Genomic DNA, 19,521 nt, shown 5'->3' with positions numbered 1-19,521 from the left:
TTATTCAAAGCTATTCAATAAAGCGCTTAGCCGATCAAGTTGAGTGTTGACCTCCAGCGCCAGGGCCGGCGTGAGGGTCAGCCCCAACAGCCGAGACTCCAGTTCGGCGAAGGCAATGGCCATGGCCCCGGCCTGTACGGCGCCCAATGCTCCGGCCATGCTGTGCAGTTGTCGCGCAATGGTGTTGATATCACCACTGTCCAGAGCTGCAAGCGTAGCCTGCCTGTCCTTCTGCATGGTGCTGATAAACAGTTCACGCATTTTCGGCGAAAGCTGCACCGAGTCAACGGCGACTTCAGGTGCCAGGCTGTCATCAGCGACGGTGGCGTGCGCGGACACTGCTATTTCGCAGTATTCCGACAATTGCGTGCGCAAGGTTTTCAGGTTCAGCGGCTTGACCATCCAGGCGTTCATACCCACGGCGGCGCAGCGTTCACCTTCCTCGCGCAGAGCGTTGGCGGTCACGCCGATAATCGGCAGGTCCACATCATGTTGGCGCAGGGTCGCGGCGAACTCATAGCCATTCATGATGGGCATGTTGATGTCGGTCAGCACCAGGTCGAACAGGCCGGGCAGCCACTGTGCAAGGGCCTGTTCGCCATTGGCCGCAAGCACTACTGAACAACCCAGGGCTTCCAGTTGTTCCTTGATGATCTGCGAATTGATAGGGTTGTCTTCGGCCACCAGGATATGCAAGTTCAGGCTTCGGCTTTTTTCCGGTAGCGCCCGCCGGTCAGCCCCGTCGACACCTTGGTGCGCGAGGCAGATGCTCCAGGCAATGGCGCGGACATCATAGGCGTCGACGTTCCAGCCATTGCCCGAGCACTCAGGCGGGTTACGCCCGTCGGCCGTGGCGATGATCCGTGGTCCCGGCCAGGGTATTTCGTTGCCGGATGGCAGCATGTCCACCAGCAATGTTGACGGCTCTGCTTGCAGCAGGTCGGTGTTCACCGAGCGGGTTTCAATGCCCAGTCGGTTGAGCCAGGCGCAGAGATGTTGCGTCAACTCCTGCACTGGCGCCCGAACATAAACAGCCGACGCTCCTGGCTCGAACTCGGGGCAATCGGCCAGTTCCCCCGGCACGTGCTCAAGCGCCAATTGCAGAGAAAAGCTGCTGCCCAGGCCTGGTTCGCTGACCACTTTCAACTGGCCAGCCATCAGCTCACACAGCCACCGGCAAATCGCCAGGCCCAACCCCGCACCCGAATCGTTGACGCCATCGCGGACTTGATAGAAAGGATCGAATAATCGCACCTGCTGGGCCTGGGATATCCCGACCCCCGTGTCGCTGACTTGCCATTGCAGGCTGACGTTTGAGCCATCGGTTTGCAGTACCCGAACCCGCAACACTACCCGACCGTAGTCGGTGAACTTGATGGCGTTGCTCAGCAGATTATTGAGGATCTGCCGAATCCGTAGCGGATCACCGCGTACCCGGTTTGGCAGCGTTGCGTCGATACAGGCATAGAGTTGCAAACCCTTGGCCTGGGCGAACGCGCTGTAGGTACGCAGGGTGTCTTCCGTCAGTTCCAGGGGGCAGAATTCATGAGACTCGATGGTCATCTGTCCGGACTCGATCTTCGACACATCCAGCACATCGCTGATCAACTGAAACAAGGTCGCGGAAGAGCGTTGGATGGTGTGCAGGTAGGCCTGCTGGCGCGGATCAAGCTCGGTCAGTCCCAGCAGTTCCAGGGTGCCGAGTACGCCGTACAGCGGTGTGCGAATTTCATGGCTCATGGTGGCCAAAAAGCGGGTCTTGGCCTCGTTGGCCGAGTCGGCCGCCCGGCGGGCTTCTTCCAGGGCTGCTGCGTCTTCGATATGCCGGGTCACATCGTGAAAGGCACAGAGCCAGGCGTCCTGGCCTTGATAACGAGTGGAAATGAACGCGACCTGCAAATGGCGGCCATCGATTTCCAGATCGGCCTGCCCTGGCTCGGTGAGGCCCTGCTGCCGGCTGAGGGCGCTGATCAGTTGGGTGGTGTCTTGCCATTGCTGGGCGCGCTGGTTTTCCAGCAACACTTTATGGTCGCTGCAGCGCACCACGTACAGGCCGGTTGGCGCGGTGTCGATCACGGCGCGGCTGAACGCTTCGCTCTCGGCGATGCGTTGGTGAGCCTGATGTGCAGGGAGTACGACGTGGCTTTTATACCAGCGATTGAAGGCCCAGCCGCAACCCAGTCCCGTCAGCACCAGCGCAGCCAGACAGAGCAGCGGCCACAAGGCGTAATCCACAAAACTTTTGAAGCTGATGGTGTAGATCGCTGTCCAGGGGTATTCATCATGGCTGGTCAGTTTGAAGACCAGGCCGTCACGGTTGAGATTCATCCCTTCACTCAACATGCGCTCCGGCTCGAGTGCGCCAACCAGCACCCTGCCGGACGGCGAAATCAGGGTGAATTGGTCGTAGATCGACCACTGCATGATTCGCTCAATGTTGTTGACCTGAGACAGGTTCAGCAAGGACGCGAGCGCTACCCGAGGGCTGGCGCCTTGAATATTCAACGTGCTCGAAGCGAGATCAATATTGACGTAGGCGAGGAGGGTTGGCGCCATCACGTCATCGGACGCTGCGCCGTACAGATCCCAATGAACCTGATTGTCCAGCGTCTGGTCATGCAGTTGCTTCTTGACCTGCTTCACGACATCGCCAAATACGCCGCCCTGAATCTGCCCTTCACGGCGCAGGTGCCCGGTGGCCGGTACCGTGATATCGAAGTTGTCCGGGACGTTGAACAGAAAAACCTGCGGTGACTGATAGTGCGACGCGGACCAGAAAGCGCTGTAGTAATCGCTCAGGTGCGCGGCCAGGGCAAAGACTTTTGGTTGTTCGCTGGCAGCGATTTTATCGGTGGCGATTTTCACGCTGAAGGGCAGCGAAAACGAAAACTGCTGCCCTTCATAAACATCCGGTCCTTGGTCGGGCAGGTTTTTTTGCTGAAACAGCGGCGAAGTCCGGGCGTCCAGGACGGAGCCTTTGGCACTTTGCCGCTGGACGGCATTGAGGAAAGCTTCCTGCTCGCGGATGTTTTCCATCAGCCGGGCAAAATGAAAGCCCATGGTGTCGCGCTGCTCTTCCAGCGTGCGCTGCACGCCCAGGTAGCTGATGCCGATTAACAGCAATACCAGCGCGCTGAGCACCATCAAGCCTTTGTTCAGCCGCAGGGAGCTACTGGCCAGTTTCTCCAGTAAGGCGTTGGGATGATTCATCGCACAGCCCCGCAGGCGGCGAGCCGATAGCCGTTGGACACAATGACCTCAAAAGCAAGGGACGTTCGGGCGGATCAGCACATGTTTGCCGGACCGTCATGGCTTAACAACTGTTGGAACTGATCCGAGGAGACCGCATGGGAAATCAGGAAACCCTGGACCTGAGTGCAGTCGATCTTACGCAACAGAGCAAGTTCTTGCGCGGTTTCGACACCTTCAGCCACTACGGTCAAACCTAACTGCCGCCCCAAGCGAACAATACTGGTCAACGCTTGCGCCAGTTCTTCGTTGTCATTACAGCCATGTACCAGTGCCCGATCGATCTTCAATTCGGTAAACGGTGCCGACACCAGATTCATGTAGGAGCTGTAGCCCTTGCCAAAATCATCCTGCGACAGACCGAAGCCCTTGATCCGCAAGCGGCAGGCACCGGCGTAGAAGTTGCTGATATCGTCGGGCACCGAACACTCCATCAGTTCGAAGCAAATCCTCCCTGGAATACCTTCATGCTTGAGGACGAACGCGAGTATACGGTCAGGCAGGTCATGGCTGTTGAGCAGGTGTGTGGGCAGGTTGATCGACACAGGGATGTCATAACCCTGCTCACGCCATTGGGCCTGGGCCACTATGGCCTGTTCCAGAACCCGCCATAACAGGCGCTCTTCCAGGCCGAAGGTGATGAGTGCGGGCAGAAACACCCCTGGCAGGAGCATGCCGTGCTCGGGGTGAATCCAGCGAATCAGCGCTTCGGTGGCGACGATGCGTGCATTGACCAAGGCTTTCTTGGGTTGAAACCAGGCCTGCAATTCACCGTTATCCAACGCATCAAGGATTGCCTGGCGGTCAATGCCGGGTAGGGGCGAGGGCTGAGCGACCTGGCGCAGCCCCTGCAATTGATCGATCAGGCAGCGCAGGGCAGCAACATTCACCGGTTTGGAGATCAGCCCTATGACCTTCACTTGCAGGTTGCTGGCCACCAGGCTTGCCCCCATCAGCATTCGGCGCGAGGCAGCACTCATGATCGCCAGCACTGGCCGCGAGCGTAAGGCCGCCAATCCCTGGATGAATTGCACGCCATCCATGCCGGGCATCAGTAGGTCGGTGAGGACCAGATCGAAATTGCGCCGCTTCAAGCAGGCCAGCGCTTCTTCGCCGTCGCACGCAGACTCCAGATAGAAATCCCCCAGTTCGCCGAACAAATGCTGCAAGTACAACTGCTGGAAGGGATGGTCTTCGACTATCAAAATGCTACACGGCTTCATGGGCTGCTCGTTCATAAGGAGCCAGGTAATTAAACAAGGCTCGCAACGTAAAAGGTTTGACCAGGCAGTGATTCATGCCGGCCGCCAGACACAATGCTTCCTCTCCACGCATGGCGTTGGCCGTCGCTCCGATGATCGGCGTAGTACAGCCCTGGCGACGCAGTTCGCGGGCCAGTTCGTAGCCATTGAGTCTGGGCATGTTCACGTCGCTCAGGACGATGTCGAACTGTTCGCTGCGCCAGATCGCCAGCGCTTCTTCGCCGTTGGACGCCAGTCTCACGGTGCAGCCGAGTTCCTCCAGTTGGTCGCACAGGATCAACTGATTGATCGCGTTGTCTTCGGCTACCAGGATGTGCAGGTTAAGTTTGCGCAGGTCGCGCTGCTCAATCAGCGGCTGAGGCTTGGCCATTCGTAAACCCTGGGCCCGGCTCACTGCCTGATAAATCGCGTGCAGGTCATTGAGGTTGACCTTCCAGCCACCGCACATGGCCTGCGGCTCGTTGGAACCATCGCTGGTGGCCAGCACCAACGGGCCGCCCCATTCTTGCGCCAGGCGCTGTTCGAGGGTGCCAGGGTGCAGTTCGATCAATACGCACTCCGGGCCAACGTCCTGGTGTGACGGTCGACCGATTTGCGGGCGGGCACCCCAGCGCCACAACCAGCCGCTGATGGCTTCGGCCACTTCACGGATCGGCGAGACCACGTAGACCACTTCGGGTAACAGGCCTGTCATGGTTGTCGACAGTGAACCGATCGTTGGCACTTCCAGCGGCAAGGTCAGGGAAAAGCTGCTGCCCAGACCCTGATCGCTGACCATGCGGATATTGCCGTTCATCAAGTTCGTCAGGCGCAGGCAGATAGGCAGACCAAGGCCTGTGCCGGCGACTACATTGGTGTTGCCTCCGGTCTGGTAAAACGGCTCGAAAATGAATGGCTGATCGTCATGGGCGATGCCTTTGCCGGTGTCCGAGACCTGCCATTGCAGACTGGCGCGCTCACCATCGCGGCTAAGCACTTTGACCCGCAACACCACCCGCCCGGAGTCGGTGAACTTGACGGCGTTGCTCAACAGATTGTTGAGGATTTGACGGATACGGCTGATATCACCGATAACCCGATCCGGCAACTGCGAGTCCAGACAGGCGTACAATTGCAGGCCCTTGCTTTGGGCCGCCGCCGCATAACCCTGAATCACTTCCCGTACCAGTTCCAGCGCCGAAAACTCGCTCAACTCCAGAGCCAGTTGCCCAGCCTCGATTTTCGACACGTCCAGCACATCGCAGATCAATTGCAGCAAGGTCGCCGAGGAGCCTTCGATGGCCCGAAGATAATTTTTTTGCTGGGCATCCAGATCGGTGCGCGCCAGCAATTCCAGGGTGCCCAGCACGCCATATAAGGGGGTGCGAATTTCATGGCTCATGGTCGCCAGGAACAAGGTCTTGGCTTCGTTGGCAGCATCGGCCAGTTGCCGGGCTTCATCCAGTGCGACTTCGATTTCAGTGCGTGCGCTGATGTCGCTGAAGGCACAGAGCAAGACGTCTTCGCCTTTGTACCGGGTAGGTGCGCAGCTCAGATAAAGGTGCCTGCCGTCGATGGTCTCGAAGTAGTCGCTGAGGGCGGGTTCAAGCGTATCGAAGGCCTGGCGAATCCAGCCGTGGCACAGGTGTTCGCGTTCACCTCCCTGTCCCAGCCATTGCTGAGACAAGGGGTTTTCCAGCACCACCTGACCGTCGGTGCGCCGCAATACGCACAGGGCCACGGGGGCGGTCTGGATTACGTCGCGGCTGAACCGCTCGCTTTCGATCAGGGCCTGAATCCGCATGATCGCTGGGTTAATGAAGCGGCGCTCGATACGATGGGTCAGCAGCCACACCAGACTGCTGCTGAACAGGAAAAACAACAGCGCGGCGCTCAATTGCGGCCACAGAGCCGACAGCACGGCGCGTAAGTCGATGGAGTACGCGAGTTGCCAGTCGGAAGACTTCAACTGCTTGCGCAACACGATGTGGTCAGGCAGCCAGCCGTCGCCGACAAAGCCAAAGAAATCTTGCCATTGAAGGTCCGGCAGATTCTGGCTTGAGTGCGGATTGCGGCTGTTGCTGAAAAGCGGCATGCCTTGGGCGTTGAACATGGTGAACTCGCCTGCGCTGTGGTCGCTCAAGGCTCTGGAGACTTCCCGATCGTCCATTTCCAGGCCCAGCCAGCCGGAGTTCACGTCGCGCTCGTCCAGACGAATGAATATGTATAGCTGCGAATGCCCTGCCGACTTATGGGTCAGCCACAACTCTTGCAGGGCAGGGGCGTTGTCGCGTTTAAGGGTCTGGAGTTCATTCAGCATGGTTTCGGAGAAATCCCCGGCTGCCGGTGTGGCGTTGTACAGGCGCGCCACCGTGGTCTCGACATCGCTGCTGACATAAATCAGGTTGACCTGTTGCGCTTTCAAATAATCGCGCATGCGTTGGGTCAGCCAGATGTTCCACTGCTTGCCGGGCGAGTCGCCCAGCAACAGATGAGTTTCTTCGTCGGACACCGCCGGTTCGGCCTGCCAGTCGTAGCGCGTGGCTGACAGGCTAAGGCTTTCGAGCAGCGCTTCACGGGTGGTGAAAAAGGTATGGGCTTCGGCAATCGCACTGCTCATGTAGCCGCGCCGCTGGGAGATTTCATTGTTGAAGGTGAACAGCAGAAAGTTATAAACGCCGCCGAGGATGCCGACCAGCAGCACCACGGCAAAAATACGCAGCAAGCGCCGCGCTGCGTCTGGTGTGGAAAGGATCGGATTGAACTGGTGGAGATACGTTTTAAATTTCATGCCGCCACTTTAGGTGGGGCAGACGGCATGAAAAATCAGACGATCCTTAGTTTGTTACAGATAGTTCATGGTGAATGTGACTTCGGTATTGGCGGTGCCGGCTTCAAGCCTGCTGTCGGCCAGGCGGATGTAAGCGGCAGATAAAGGGATTTTGAATTCTGTTCCCGAGGGTTTGAAACCGCTGAACCGGTAGGTGGTGTCCAGGGCGATGGGTTCCCCTGCCTCGTTCTTCAGCTGCAAGCCGATGCCTTTGGCTGTTGATCCGGCGTTCAGTGCAACGACGCCCTTTTGCGAGTCGATGACCGGAGTATTGGCTTTGAGCTGATAGGTAACTTTCTGAATGCCGGCCTGGCATTGGTTCAGCACAATGTTGAACTTGATAGTTTGAGGGGTGGCCCCCGGTTTACTGAAGTCCCCCAATTGATAGTCATCACCCATGTTTACCGAGACTGACGGGGCCTGGCAGGACGGGGCACTTACAACAATGGAATTGCTTAAATTAAATGTGGCGAGCGTGACGTCATCGGCAAAGTGGCGACCCAGATAGCCGGCGGGGACCACGACGTTCGATTGCAGCTCGGCTGATTTGATGATCTCCAGTGTGTAATTCCCTTCGGGCATGGCATCCGACTCAGGGTCATTGAAACGCAATTCCGTTTCGGGAATGTAATTATTCCAAGTGTTGCGTATTCGAAACGACAGCCCGCTCTTTCCCAAGGGGAAAGTGGTTGTGGCGTCGCCGCCTGTAGGCCACCCCAATGCGGGATTCATGCTAAGCCCGCGCTGATGATAGCTGGCGCTGCAGCGATAGGCGACCCTCGGTGCCCAGCGTCTGTCCGTGTAGACGGTCTCACCTATGGGGGTGCTAGGGGAAACCAACAAGTTGATTGCCGCCGAACCGCTCCCGAAATTCATTGTCGGGGCTTCGTTTTCGAAAGCGACGCAGGAGCCCGCAACCGTTGTTGACGTATGTAAACATGCCAACATAAAGACGAAACCCGGGATAGGAAGATTTTTCGAAAGTCTCATATTGATGATCATTCGTACTGGGCAAAGGTTATTTAAGCCAGCCAAACAGGGCATTCGGAAAAACTGGATACCCATGATCTTGGGGCTGGGACGTTGTCGCATTTAAGGGTTTCGAGTTCATTCGACATGGACTCGGAGAAATCCCCCGGTTGCCTACCCGTCGTAGCGCATGGCTGACAAGCTGAGGCTTTCAAGCAGTGCTTCACGGGCAGTGAAACAGGTATGGCTTTGGGCAATCGCGTTGCTCATTTAGCCGCGCCGGGTGTGGAAAGGATCGGGTTGAACGGATGGATATACGTTTTTAATCTCATGCCACCACTTTAGGTGAGGCGGAAAGTGGAAAAAATCAGACGATTCTTAGTTCGCTACAGGTAGCTCACAATGAAGGAGACTTCGCTATTGGCGGTGCCGGCTTCAAGCGTGCTATCGGCCAGGCGGATGTAAGCGGCGGACAAAGGGATTTTGAAGTCTGTGCCCGAGTGGTTGAAACCGCTGAACGGGTAAGGGGTGTCCAGGGTGATGGGTTGTCCTGCCTCGTTCATCAGCTGCAAGCCGATGCCTTTGGCTGATGATCCGGTATTCAGTGAAACGATGCCCTTTTTCGGGTCAATGGCCGGAGTATTGGCTTTGAGCTGATAGGTTACTTTCTGAATGCCCCGCTGGCACTGATTCAAGGCAATGTTGAATTTGATCACCCGAGGGGTGTCGCCGCTTTTGTCGAACTCGTCCAGCTGATAGTCGTCGCCCATTTGAACGGACACTGCCGGGGTCTGGCAGGAGGCAGTATTCAGGTTAATAGGATTGGCCAGGTTGAACGTGATGAATAGCAACTCTTCGGCCCTGAGTTGGCCTAATTCGCCGGCGGCGATCACGCTGTTCGATGACAGCTCGGCGGACTTGAAAATTTGAAGCGTGTACGTGCCACCTGCTATGTAACTCCTGGTCACTGTAGCGGGGAAGGAGGCGGGTGGTGCTACTTCCGGGGCAAACGTGTTAGGTGACTTTATACGGAAAGATAGCCCGGTCTTGCCCAAGGGGTAAGTATTGCCGGAAGGTACGCCGAGTGCAGGCGTCATGAACATTCCAGAGATATACTGTGAACTGCATTTATAATAAAGCTCTTTCTGTTGAAGGCTGTCCTCGTAGATAACTGTGCCTATGGGGGCGTCTTGGGGGATCGCCAGGCTGCCAGCGGTCAAGCTGGCCCCGAAGTTAAGGGTGCCAGAAGTGCCACTTACCCAAATGCACTTCGCAGCCATTGCGCTAGGGCCGTAGGCAAATGACATCACGCAAACGATTTTCAGAAGGGTGCGCAATCGAATCTGTTTGTTAGAAAAAATCATGCTTACGGAGATACCTGGTGGTAAAGGAACCAGTACCTTAGCGACCGTGAAAAGCTGCGAACATCAGGCGTTTCTTAGTTTGTCAGCAGCAGCGTGCTGACGGGTGCGCCCCGAGACGCCGTTGGCAGCCTCAAGAAATAAACATCAGACATTTCCTAAAATCCTCAAGATCCCAGCCAAACTTGTCGATGCAGTCCTTACAACCCTAAGGAGCATCAACATGAACGGTAAGCGTTTGTCGGTCGGTATCAGCCTGTTCTTCGCGCTGAGTGGTGCGTGCCTGGCGGCCACCCCGCTAGGCCAAGGTGTCATCCAGTTTCACGGCAGTATTGTCGAGTCAGGTTGTAGCTCCGGCGTGGGGGCGAGTTCGACGTTTGAGTTCAACGGTTGTCCGACCAGGATGGATGGCGACTCGGTCAGTGTGCGCAGCGTCGAGCCGGTTCGCTCGGTCAGTGCGCTCGATCATTCCCGCGTGGGCGTGAAGCTGGTCGCGGACGGGAGCAAGGATGGCCGTTACTACGATCAGCAATACGCCTTGGTCGACGCTGCCGGAAAACCGGTGAACTCAGGCGCTTACCTGATTACGCTGACGTCGCCTTGAGGTGAAGTGCACGCAATCCCAAGCGGCGCATAGTGTGTTGATGCGCCGCTGCCGATGGGTTATTGCTCCACCAGTTCAGGCACCTTCACCGCCGCAGGCTTCAACACCAGCCACAACGCCCCTGCAATCAACAGCCCGCCATACAGATGCGCCATCGACAGCGGTTCATCGAGAAACAATGCGCCCCACAACACGCCGAACGGCGGGATCATGAAGGTCACGGTCATTGATTTGACCGGGCCGATGGAGCTGAGCAAGCGGAAATACAGGATGTAGGCGAATGCCGTGCAGCCCAGGCCCAAGCCCAGCAGCGACAACCAGACATTCCAGCCACCCCAGCTAACGGGCGGCTGAGTGATGACGCTGTAGCCGAACAACGGCAACACGAACAGCGTTGCGCCGAGCATGCTGCCCAGTGCCGAGAGACGGCTGTCGAGGCCGCCTTGATGGTCGAGCCAGCGTCGCGCCAGGAACCCGGCGAAGCCGTAGCAGGTGGTTGCCAGCAGGCAGGCGAGTGCGCCCATCAGCAATTGCATGTCGAAGGCCACCGGACCTGCGCGGGTCAGGATGGCGACGCCAAACAAGCCGAGGGCTACCCCGGCAATCTTCGAGAGGGTGAGTTTTTCGCTGAAGAACAGGCCGCCGATCAACACGCCCATCAGCGGCGTGGTGGCGTTGAAAATCGCCGAGTAGCCGGCCGGCAGTACTTGAGCGGCCACCGAGTACAGGGTCGCTGGAAGACCGGAGTTGATCATCCCGAGCAGCAGCACGGTTTTGAACTTGCCACGGAAATCCCAGCTGATCCGCATCAGCGCCAGAATCACCAGCAACCCGGTGGCGGCGATCGAAACGCGGAAAAAAGCAGTGGGGATTGTGCCAATCACTGGGGCGATGATGCGCATGAACAGAAAGCTCGCCCCCCAAATGGCAGCAAGTGACAACATACGCAGAATATCGACGGGGTTCACGGCTCGTTCCTTCCTTTATCAGGGCGCAAGTGTCGCTGCCTCAGGGGGCCAAGGCAATGGTTGCGTTGCGTAACAATTGACCTCTAAGCTCAGCCCCAACGACAAGAACCATCCCGCAGAGGTCTTCACATGCCGCAGCCATGGCCCGCCGCCGATATCGCCCAGATGATCCTCGACGGCTTCGACGATTACCGCGAGCATTTCCGCCAGATCACTGACGGTGCCCGGGCGCGCTTCGAACAGGCGCAGTGGCAGGAAACGCAGATCGCGTCGGCGGCGCGGATCAACCTCTACGAAGCCAAGGTCAGCGAAGTGGTAGGGCGCCTGCATGCCGCCTTCGAGGCTGAGGTGCTGATGGATGTCAGCTGCTGGCCGCTGGTCAAAAGCGCCTACATCAACCTGATCGACCTGCGTTTCGACGATGAATTGTCCGAGACCTGGTACAACTCGATTTTCTGCGGGCTGTTCAGTCATGACCTGATCAGCGATGGCTGCATGTTCATCCACACCACCCGGCCCAGCTTGCACCGGGCCCGGGCCGCGCAGACCCGGATCTATAAGCCGCATGGGCAGTTGTCCGGCATGCTGGCGAGTATTTTTGCCGATTACCGCTTCAGCGAAGACTACGCTGACCTCGACCGCGACCTGCGCCGACTCGAAGCGCAACTGCGCGAGAATTTGCCCGATTGGGTCTGCAAGGACCCGGAACTGAGCGTCGAGCTGTTTTCCTCGGTGCTCTACCGCAACAAGGGCGCCTACCTGGTAGGGCGCATCTATACCGCGGACGAGCAATGGCCACTGGTGATTCCGTTTCTGCACCGCGAAGGCCGAGGGATTCAGATCGACGCGTTGATCACCGATGAAGCCGAAGTGTCGATCATTTTCTCGTTCACCCGCTCGTACTTCATGGTCGATGTGCCGGTACCGGCGGAGTTCATCGGTTTTCTCAAGCGCATCCTGCCGGGCAAGCACATCGCCGAGCTGTACACCTCGATCGGTTTCTACAAACACGGCAAGTCGGAGTTCTACCGGGCGTTGATCAATCACCTGGCCAACACCGACGACCAGTTCATCATGGCCCCGGGCGTGCGCGGCATGGTCATGAGCGTGTTTACCCTGCCGGGGTTCAACACCGTATTCAAAATCATCAAGGACCGTTTCTCGCCGTCGAAAAACGTCGACCGCGCCACGGTGATCGAGAAGTATCGCTTGGTGAAAAGCGTCGACMGGGTCGGGCGCATGGCCGATACCCAGGAGTTTGCCGACTTCCGTTTTCCGTTGAGCAAGTTTGATCCGGCGTGCCTGGCCGAGCTGCTGGAAGTCGCCGCGTCGACGGTCCAGGTGGAAGGCGACACCGTGCTGATTCGCCACTGCTGGACCGAGCGGCGCATGACCCCGTTGAACCTCTACCTGGAAAACGCCAACGACGCGCAGGTGCGCGAAGCGCTGGAAGATTATGGCTTGGCGATCAAGCAACTGGCGGCGGCGAACATTTTCCCCGGTGACATGCTGCTGAAAAACTTCGGCGTCACCCGACACGGGCGCGTGGTGTTTTATGACTACGACGAAATCTGTTTTCTCACCGAAGCCAACTTCCGCCACATCCCGCAACCGCGTACACCGGAAGATGAAATGGCCTCCGAGCCGTGGTATTCGATCGGGCCGCTGGACGTGTTCCCCGAAGAGTTCCCACCGTTCCTGTTCGCCGACTCCGCGCAGCGCCGGTTGTTCGATCAACTGCATGGCGAGCTGTACAACGCCGATTACTGGAAAGGCCTGCAAGCAGCGATTCGCGCTGGCAAGGTGATCGATGTGTTCCCGTATCGGCGCAAAGGCCTCGATAACGAATAACCCTCCTGAGTGAACACCTTGTGGCGAGGGAGCTTGCTCCCGCTGGACTGCGCAGCAGTCCCTTTTGGGGCCGCTTCGCAACCCAGCGGGAGCAAGCTCCCTCGCCACAAAAGCAGGTTGGGTTCGTCGCTATGGACTCAAATCTGCGACAATCGCCCCCCTGCGCCACTAGACGACCTTTGCGTACCTGATGACTGACGAATCGCCTTCAATCGACAAACTGCTGGAAAACCTCGACCACGCCATGCTTGCCGACCGCCACCGGCTGCGGCGGCAGTTGCTCGAGCTGCGCAAGAAACCCGACGACGCCAAGCTGGCGCTGTGGGTGACGCGCATGCAAGCGTCCTGCGACCAGGTGGTGGCGCGACGTGCCAGCCTGCCGCTGATTCGTTACGACGACAGCCTGCCGATCGCCGCCAAGCGCGACGAAATCAAGGAAGCGCTGCTCAAGCATCAGGTGCTGATCATTGCTGGCGAAACCGGCTCGGGTAAAACCACCCAGTTGCCGAAGATCTGCCTGGAAATCGGCCGCGGCCAACACGGCCTGATCGGCCACACCCAGCCGCGCCGAATTGCTGCGCGCAGCGTCGCGAGCCGGGTGGCCGAAGAGCTGGCGACGCCGCTCGGTGCCTTGGTTGGCTATCAGGTGCGGTTCGAGGATCAGAGCGATGCCAACACCCTGATCAAGCTGATGACCGACGGCATCCTGCTGGCGGAAACCCAGAACGACCGCTACCTCGAACGCTACGACACGATCATCGTCGACGAAGCCCACGAACGCAGCCTGAACATCGACTTCCTGCTCGGTTACCTGAAAACCCTGCTGCCGCGCCGTCCGGACCTGAAAGTCATCATCACCTCGGCGACCATCGATCTCGAGCGCTTCTCCAAGCATTTCGACGATGCGCCGATTGTCGAAGTCTCGGGCCGTACTTTCCCGGTGGACACCTGGTATCGACCGCTGACGCTGGAGCAGGACGAAGAGGGCAACCGGGTCGAAGACGACCTGACCGTGGATCAGGCGATCCTCGCCACCCTCGATGAAATTGCCGCATACGAACGCAGCGAGCGCCGCAGTCCCGGCGACGTGCTGGTGTTCCTGCCCGGTGAGCGCGAGATTCGTGACGCGGCGGACATGCTGCGCAAGGCCCAGCTCAAACACACCGAAATTCTGCCGCTGTACGCACGGCTGTCGCCGGCCGAGCAGCAGCGGATTTTCCAGTCTCATCCGGGTCGTCGCGTGGTGCTGGCGACCAACGTCGCGGAAACCTCGCTGACCGTGCCGGGCATTCGTTACGTGATCGACAGCGGTACCGCGCGCATCAGCCGCTACAGCTACCGGGCCAAGGTCCAGCGCTTGCCGATCGAGGCGATTTCCCAGGCCAGCGCCAACCAGCGTAAAGGCCGTTGCGGACGGGTCGAGCCGGGCATTTGCATCCGCCTGTACAGCGAAGAAGATTTCATCGGGCGGCCGGAATTTACCGATCCGGAAATTCTGCGTACCAACCTTGCGGCGGTGATTTTGCAGATGCTCCATCTGCGCCTCGGTGAAATCACCGATTTCCCGTTTATCGAACCGCCGGATGGCAAGGCCATCAGCGATGGTTTCAACCTGCTGCAAGAACTCTCGGCAGTCGACCGCAACAGCCAACTGACGCCGCTCGGCCGGCAACTGGCGCGTTTGCCAGTGGACCCGCGCATGGGCCGGATGTTGCTCGAAGCGGCAAAACTCGGCAGCTTGCAGGAAGTGCTGATCGTCGCCAGCGCGATGTCGATCCAGGACCCGCGCGAGCGTCCACCGGAGCGTCAGCAGGCCGCCGATCAGGCCCACGCACAATGGAAAGACGTGGACTCGGATTTCGCCGGGCTGGTCAATCTGTGGCGTGGTTTTGAAGAGCAACGCCAGGCCCTGACCGCCAGCCCGCTGCGCAATTGGTGCCGCAAGAATTTCCTGAACTACCTGCGCCTGCGCGAGTGGCGTGATTCTCATCGCCAGTTGAGCCTGATCTGCCGCGACATGCAGTTGAGCCTCAACAAAGAGCCGGCGGACTACCCGAAGCTGCACAACGCGGTGTTGTCCGGATTGCTCAGCCAGATCGGCCAGAAAACCGAAGACGGCGATTACCTCGGCGCGCGTCAGCGGCGCTTCTGGATTCACCCGTCATCGGGCCTGGGCAAGAAGCGTCCGCAATGGCTGATGACCGCTGAACTGGTGGAAACCACCAAGCTCTATGCGCGCATGGTGGCGAAGATCGAGCCGGACTGGATAGAGCCGCTGGCCGGGCACCTGATCAAGAAGAACCACTTCGAACCGCATTGGGAGAAGAAACGCGGACAGGTCGTGGCCTACGAGCAAATCACCCTGTTCGGGTTGATCGTGGTCGGCCGCCGGCCCGTGCATTACGGGCCGATCGATCCTGTCACCTCGCGTGAACTGTTTATCCGCGAAGCGCTGGTGCGGAGCGAGATTCAGTCGAAAGCCAAGTGTCTGTCTGCCAATGAGCAATTGTTGGAGCAGCTCGACGAACTGGAGGCCAAGGCCCGTCGTCGTGACATTCTGGCAGACGAGGAAACCCTGTTTGCCTTCTACGACGCGCGCTTGCCGGCAGAAATCCATCAGACCGCGACCTTCGACAGCTGGTATCGGATCAACAGCCAGAAAGACCCGCAATTGCTGATCATGCGTGAAGAAGACGTGCTGGCCCGCGAAGCCAGCGAAGTCACCGCCGCGCATTACCCGGACACCCTGCGTCTGGGCGATCTGACCTTGCCGTTGAGCTATCACTTCGAGCCTAACCATCCCCGCGATGGCGTGACCTTGCGCGTACCGGCACCGCTGTTGCCGATGCTGCCGCCGGAACGCCTGGAATGGCTGGTGCCAGGGGTGATCGAAGCCAAGTGCATCGCCCTGGTGCGTAACCTGCCCAAGGCCCTGCGCAAGAACTTCGTGCCGGTGCCGGACTTCGTCAAAGCGGCGTTGCAGCGAGTCACTTTCGCCGACGGTTCCCTGCCGCAGGCATTGGGTCGCGAACTGTTGCGCATGACCGGTGCGCGAGTCAGTGACGAGGCCTGGGTGGAAGCGTCGCAGCAGGTTGAAAGTCATCTGCGGATGAACCTGGAAATCGTCGATGGCCAAGGCAAGTTCCTCGGCGAAGGCCGTGATCTGGCCGAGCTGACCGCACGTTTCGCCGAGGCCAGTCAGGCTGCTTTGGCGGTACCACAGACGGCGAAAAGCCAACAGCCGGTGGAGGCCAAGGTCTTCGCCGCGGTGGCCGAGAAAACCCAGCAGAAGATCGCCGGGCTGTCGATGACGGTCTACCCGGCGCTGGTGGAAGAGGCGGGCAGCGTTAAGGAAGGGCGTTTTTCGACCCCGGCCGAGGCCGAGTTCCAGCATCGTCGGGCATTGCAGCGGTTGCTCATGCAACAACTGGCCGAGCCGGCGAAGTTCTTGCGCGGCAAGTTGCCGGGGCTCACCGAGCTGGGCCTGATGTACCGCGAGCTGGGGCGTATCGACAGTCTGGTGGAAGACATCCTGCTGGCGAGCCTCGACAGCTGCATTCTCGACGGCGAAGCGAGTTTGCCGCGTGACGGCGCGGGTTTGGCCTCGCTGGCCGAGCGCAAGCGCGGTGCGTGGACCGAGCATGCCGAGCGTCTGGCGAAACTGACGCTGGAAACGCTCAAGCTCTGGCACGCTTTGCAGAAGCGCTTCAAAGGCAAGATCGACCTGGCGCAAGCGGTGGCCCTGAACGACATCAAGCAGCAGCTCAGTCACCTGGTGTATCCGGGCTTTGTCCGTGAAACCCCGATGCAGTGGCTCAAGGAGTTGCCGCGTTACTTGAAAGCCATCGAGCAGCGCTTCGAGAAACTTGGGGCTCAGGTACAGAAGGACCGGGTCTGGAGCGGCGAGTTGTCCGGTCTCTGGACCCAATACCAGACCCGCGCCAACAAACACGCGCAGGAAGGCAAGCGCGATCCGCAGCTTGAACTCTATCGCTGGTGGCTGGAGGAGTACCGGGTTTCGCTGTTCGCCCAGCAATTGGGGACCAAGGTACCGATCTCCGACAAGCGTTTGAGCAAGCAATGGACCCAAGTCGAACCGTAAACCCTGTGGGAGCGAGCCTGCTCGCGAAGGGGCCAGAAAACTCAGCATCAATGTTGACTGACACACCGCTTTCGCGAGCAGGCTCGCTCCCACAGGTCTGCCATTGTTCTTGCGGCAGGGGCCAAACGCCAATGTTTATGGCAAACTTCGCCGTTATAAACACCGCCCGCGCATATTTGAGCCTCGCAACCCGGGCGGACCGGAATCAAGAGATGCCAGGTTGATGCCCTTCGACGGGATAAACCCTTTATGTGTTGGTACGTCGGTGCCAACACTTTCTGCCTGAACAGATCAGAGAAACGACCATGCATAATGTCGTCATCAGCGGCACCGGCCTGTACACCCCGGCCAACAGCATCTCCAACGAAGAGCTGGTGCAGTCTTTCAATACTTACGTCGCTCAGTTCAATGCCGACAACGCTGACGCCATCGAGCGCGGTGAAGTGCAAGCGTTGACCGAATCCAGCGCCGCCTTTATCGAAAAGGCCTCGGGGATCAAAAGCCGCTTTGTCATGGACAAGGACGGCATTCTCGATCCTAAGCGCATGGCTCCCCGTTTACCCGAGCGTTCCAATGACGAATGGTCGGTGCTTTGCCAGATGGCCATCGGCGCTGCCGAGCAGGCCTTGCAACGCGCCGGCAAGACGGCGGCGGACATCGACGGGGTGATCGTTGCCTGCTCCAACCTGCAACGCGCCTATCCGGCCATTGCCATCGAAGTCCAGGAAGCGCTGGGTATCGAGGGTTTCGGTTTTGACATGAACGTGGCCTGTTCCTCGGCGACATTCGGCATTCAGGCCGCCGCCAACAGCGTACAGCTGGGCCAGGCGCGGGCGATCCTGATGGTCAACCCGGAAGTCTGCACCGGTCACCTGAACTTCCGCGACCGCGACAGTCACTTCATCTTCGGCGACGCGGCGACAGCGGTAATTATTGAACGTGCCGACCTGGCCACGTCCAAGTACCAGTTTGATGTTGTCAGCACCAAGTTGTTGACCAAGTTCTCCAACAATATTCGCAACAACTTCGGCTTCCTCAACCGTGCGGCGGAAGAGGGCATCGGTGCCCGTGACAAACTCTTCGTCCAGGAAGGTCGCAAGGTGTTTCGCGATGTCTGCCCGATGGTCGCGGAACTGATCGCCACCCACCTGGACGAGAACAAGCTGAACATCAGCGACGTGAAGCGCTTCTGGCTGCACCAGGCCAACCTGAGCATGAACCACCTGATCGTCAAGAAGCTGCTGGGCCGTGAAGCCACCGAAGAAGAAGCCCCGGTGATTCTCGACACCTATGCCAACACCAGCTCTGCAGGTTCAGTGATTGCCTTTCACAAGAACCAGGACGATTTGCCAGCCGGTTCGCTGGCGGTACTCAGCTCGTTTGGTGCCGGTTATTCGATTGGTAGCGTGATTCTGCGCAAGCGCTGAGTTCACGAACCGGACACGAGGTTTCAATGACCGCAGCTGACGACACGCAACTGCTCGGACGCCTGTTGGCGGGCGAGCAAAAGGCTTTCAAGGAGTTGGTCAGCACCTACCAGAGCGCCATGCGGGCCGTGGCTTATGCCATCGTCGGTAACCGGCATGCCGACGAAGTGGTGCAGGATGCCTGGCTGTCGGTGGTGCGCAACCTGAACGGGTTCGAGGGGCGTTCCAGCCTCAAGACCTGGCTGTTGACCATCACCGCCAACGCGGCAAAAGGTCGATACAAGCAAAACCGCCGGGAAGTCTTGCTCGATGACCTGCCGTCACCCCACGGCACCATCGACGATGATCGTTTTTCCGCTGATGATGGCCACTGGCTGGTGGCGCCGTTCAGCTGGCATCAGGACACCCCGGAAGCGCTGCTTACCGAAAACGAACTGCGTGAATGCCTGGAGCACACCTTGCTCAGCCTGTCGGAACTGCAAAGCAGCGTGCTGCTGTTGCGTGAGCGCCAGGGCCTGGAGCTGGAGGAAATTTGTAATCTTCTGGAGATCTCGCTCTCCAATGTTCGTGTGCTGCTGCACCGTGCACGGTTGAAGGTGTTTGCAACCGTGGAGCATTTTGAGGAAACCGGCGAATGTTGACCTGTAAGGAACAAGTAGCGCGGTCCAGCGATTATCTCGATGGCCAGTTGAGTTTTCGTGAGCGGCTGATGGTGCGCCATCATTTGATGTTTTGCCCCAATTGCCGACGGTTCATCCGACAGATGCGCCTGATGCAGGCGACCTTGCGCGCCATGCCCGAAAAACCGCTTCCCGGTGTCGACGAGCTCGCCGCGCGGCTGGCCGCCGAACGTCAAAAGGGTAAAGAGTAATTTCAGGTCACACCGCCCTCAGACTTCGTTTTGACCCCGCTTCGGCGG

General features: G+C 58.7%; 12 protein-coding genes. 6 read left to right on the top strand and 6 right to left on the bottom strand.

All coding sequences use genetic code 11. The features are described 5' to 3' along the window. The 5 genes from AC1DIH_RS04420 to AC1DIH_RS04400 all read right to left on the bottom strand — a co-directional run bounded on the left by AC1DIH_RS04420 (nucleotide 1) and on the right by AC1DIH_RS04400 (nucleotide 9,653). Nucleotides 1-3,210 carry a hybrid sensor histidine kinase/response regulator gene (locus AC1DIH_RS04420; RefSeq protein WP_477770738.1) on the bottom strand — a complete coding sequence of 1,070 codons (3,210 nt, stop codon included), beginning with the start codon at nucleotides 3,208-3,210 and terminating at the stop codon, nucleotides 1-3. Between the two features lie 74 nt (nucleotides 3,211-3,284). After that, entirely contained in the window at nucleotides 3,285-4,472 is a 1,188-nt protein-coding gene (gene pvrR, locus AC1DIH_RS04415; protein WP_477770737.1) for a response regulator cyclic di-GMP phosphodiesterase PvrR, read from the bottom strand. Continuing rightward, complete coding sequence (locus tag AC1DIH_RS04410; protein ID WP_477770736.1) at nucleotides 4,459-7,281, bottom strand: ATP-binding protein; 2,823 nt, start codon at nucleotides 7,279-7,281, stop codon at nucleotides 4,459-4,461. Before AC1DIH_RS04410 ends, pvrR begins: the two co-directional genes overlap by 14 nt. 54 nt (nucleotides 7,282-7,335) lie before the next feature. Then, nucleotides 7,336-8,310, bottom strand: a complete 975-nt coding sequence (locus AC1DIH_RS04405; RefSeq protein WP_477770735.1) for a fimbrial protein — start codon at nucleotides 8,308-8,310, stop codon at nucleotides 7,336-7,338. A gap of 365 nt (nucleotides 8,311-8,675) precedes the next feature. Continuing rightward, the gene (locus tag AC1DIH_RS04400) at nucleotides 8,676-9,653 is read right to left on the bottom strand and encodes a fimbrial protein (protein ID WP_477770734.1); all 978 of its coding nucleotides are present in this window, start codon (nucleotides 9,651-9,653) and stop codon (nucleotides 8,676-8,678) included. A 220-nt stretch (nucleotides 9,654-9,873) separates the two neighbouring features. On the opposite strand from AC1DIH_RS04400, the gene AC1DIH_RS04395 reads away from it, so the two are divergent. Then, a complete protein-coding gene (locus AC1DIH_RS04395) occupies nucleotides 9,874-10,254 on the top strand; it encodes a type 1 fimbrial protein (protein ID WP_477770733.1) in 381 nt (126 codons plus the stop codon). Nucleotides 10,255-10,313: 59 nt separating this feature from the next. Here AC1DIH_RS04395 and AC1DIH_RS04390 read toward each other — a convergent pair whose 3' ends face one another. Beyond that, nucleotides 10,314-11,222 (bottom strand): DMT family transporter, encoded by a 909-nt coding sequence (locus AC1DIH_RS04390; protein WP_477770732.1) that lies wholly within the window; start codon nucleotides 11,220-11,222, stop codon nucleotides 10,314-10,316. 129 nt (nucleotides 11,223-11,351) lie between these two features. On the opposite strand from AC1DIH_RS04390, the gene aceK reads away from it, so the two are divergent. The 5 genes from aceK to AC1DIH_RS04365 all read left to right on the top strand — a co-directional run bounded on the left by aceK (nucleotide 11,352) and on the right by AC1DIH_RS04365 (nucleotide 19,473). Then, nucleotides 11,352-13,073, top strand: coding sequence for a bifunctional isocitrate dehydrogenase kinase/phosphatase (gene aceK, locus AC1DIH_RS04385; RefSeq protein ID WP_477770731.1), 1,722 nt, complete (start codon nucleotides 11,352-11,354; stop codon nucleotides 13,071-13,073). 190 nt (nucleotides 13,074-13,263) lie between these two features. Next, nucleotides 13,264-17,175: an ATP-dependent RNA helicase HrpA gene (gene hrpA, locus AC1DIH_RS04380; protein WP_477770730.1), complete on the top strand. Its 3,912-nt coding sequence runs from the start codon at nucleotides 13,264-13,266 to the stop codon at nucleotides 17,173-17,175. A 305-nt stretch (nucleotides 17,176-17,480) separates the two neighbouring features. Further along, the gene (locus tag AC1DIH_RS04375; protein ID WP_477770729.1) at nucleotides 17,481-18,602 is read left to right on the top strand and encodes a beta-ketoacyl-ACP synthase III; all 1,122 of its coding nucleotides are present in this window, start codon (nucleotides 17,481-17,483) and stop codon (nucleotides 18,600-18,602) included. 26 nt (nucleotides 18,603-18,628) lie between these two features. Then, nucleotides 18,629-19,243 carry an RNA polymerase sigma factor gene (locus tag AC1DIH_RS04370; protein ID WP_477770728.1) on the top strand — a complete coding sequence of 205 codons (615 nt, stop codon included), beginning with the start codon at nucleotides 18,629-18,631 and terminating at the stop codon, nucleotides 19,241-19,243. Continuing rightward, nucleotides 19,237-19,473, top strand: coding sequence for an anti-sigma factor family protein (locus tag AC1DIH_RS04365; protein WP_429540165.1), 237 nt, complete (start codon nucleotides 19,237-19,239; stop codon nucleotides 19,471-19,473). The genes AC1DIH_RS04370 and AC1DIH_RS04365 overlap by 7 nt, the downstream gene beginning before the upstream one ends. Nucleotides 19,474-19,521 lie beyond the last annotated feature (48 nt).

Source organism: Pseudomonas sp. 05N36, from assembly GCF_056397385.1.
This window is presented reverse-complemented; position numbering and strand designations above follow the sequence as displayed.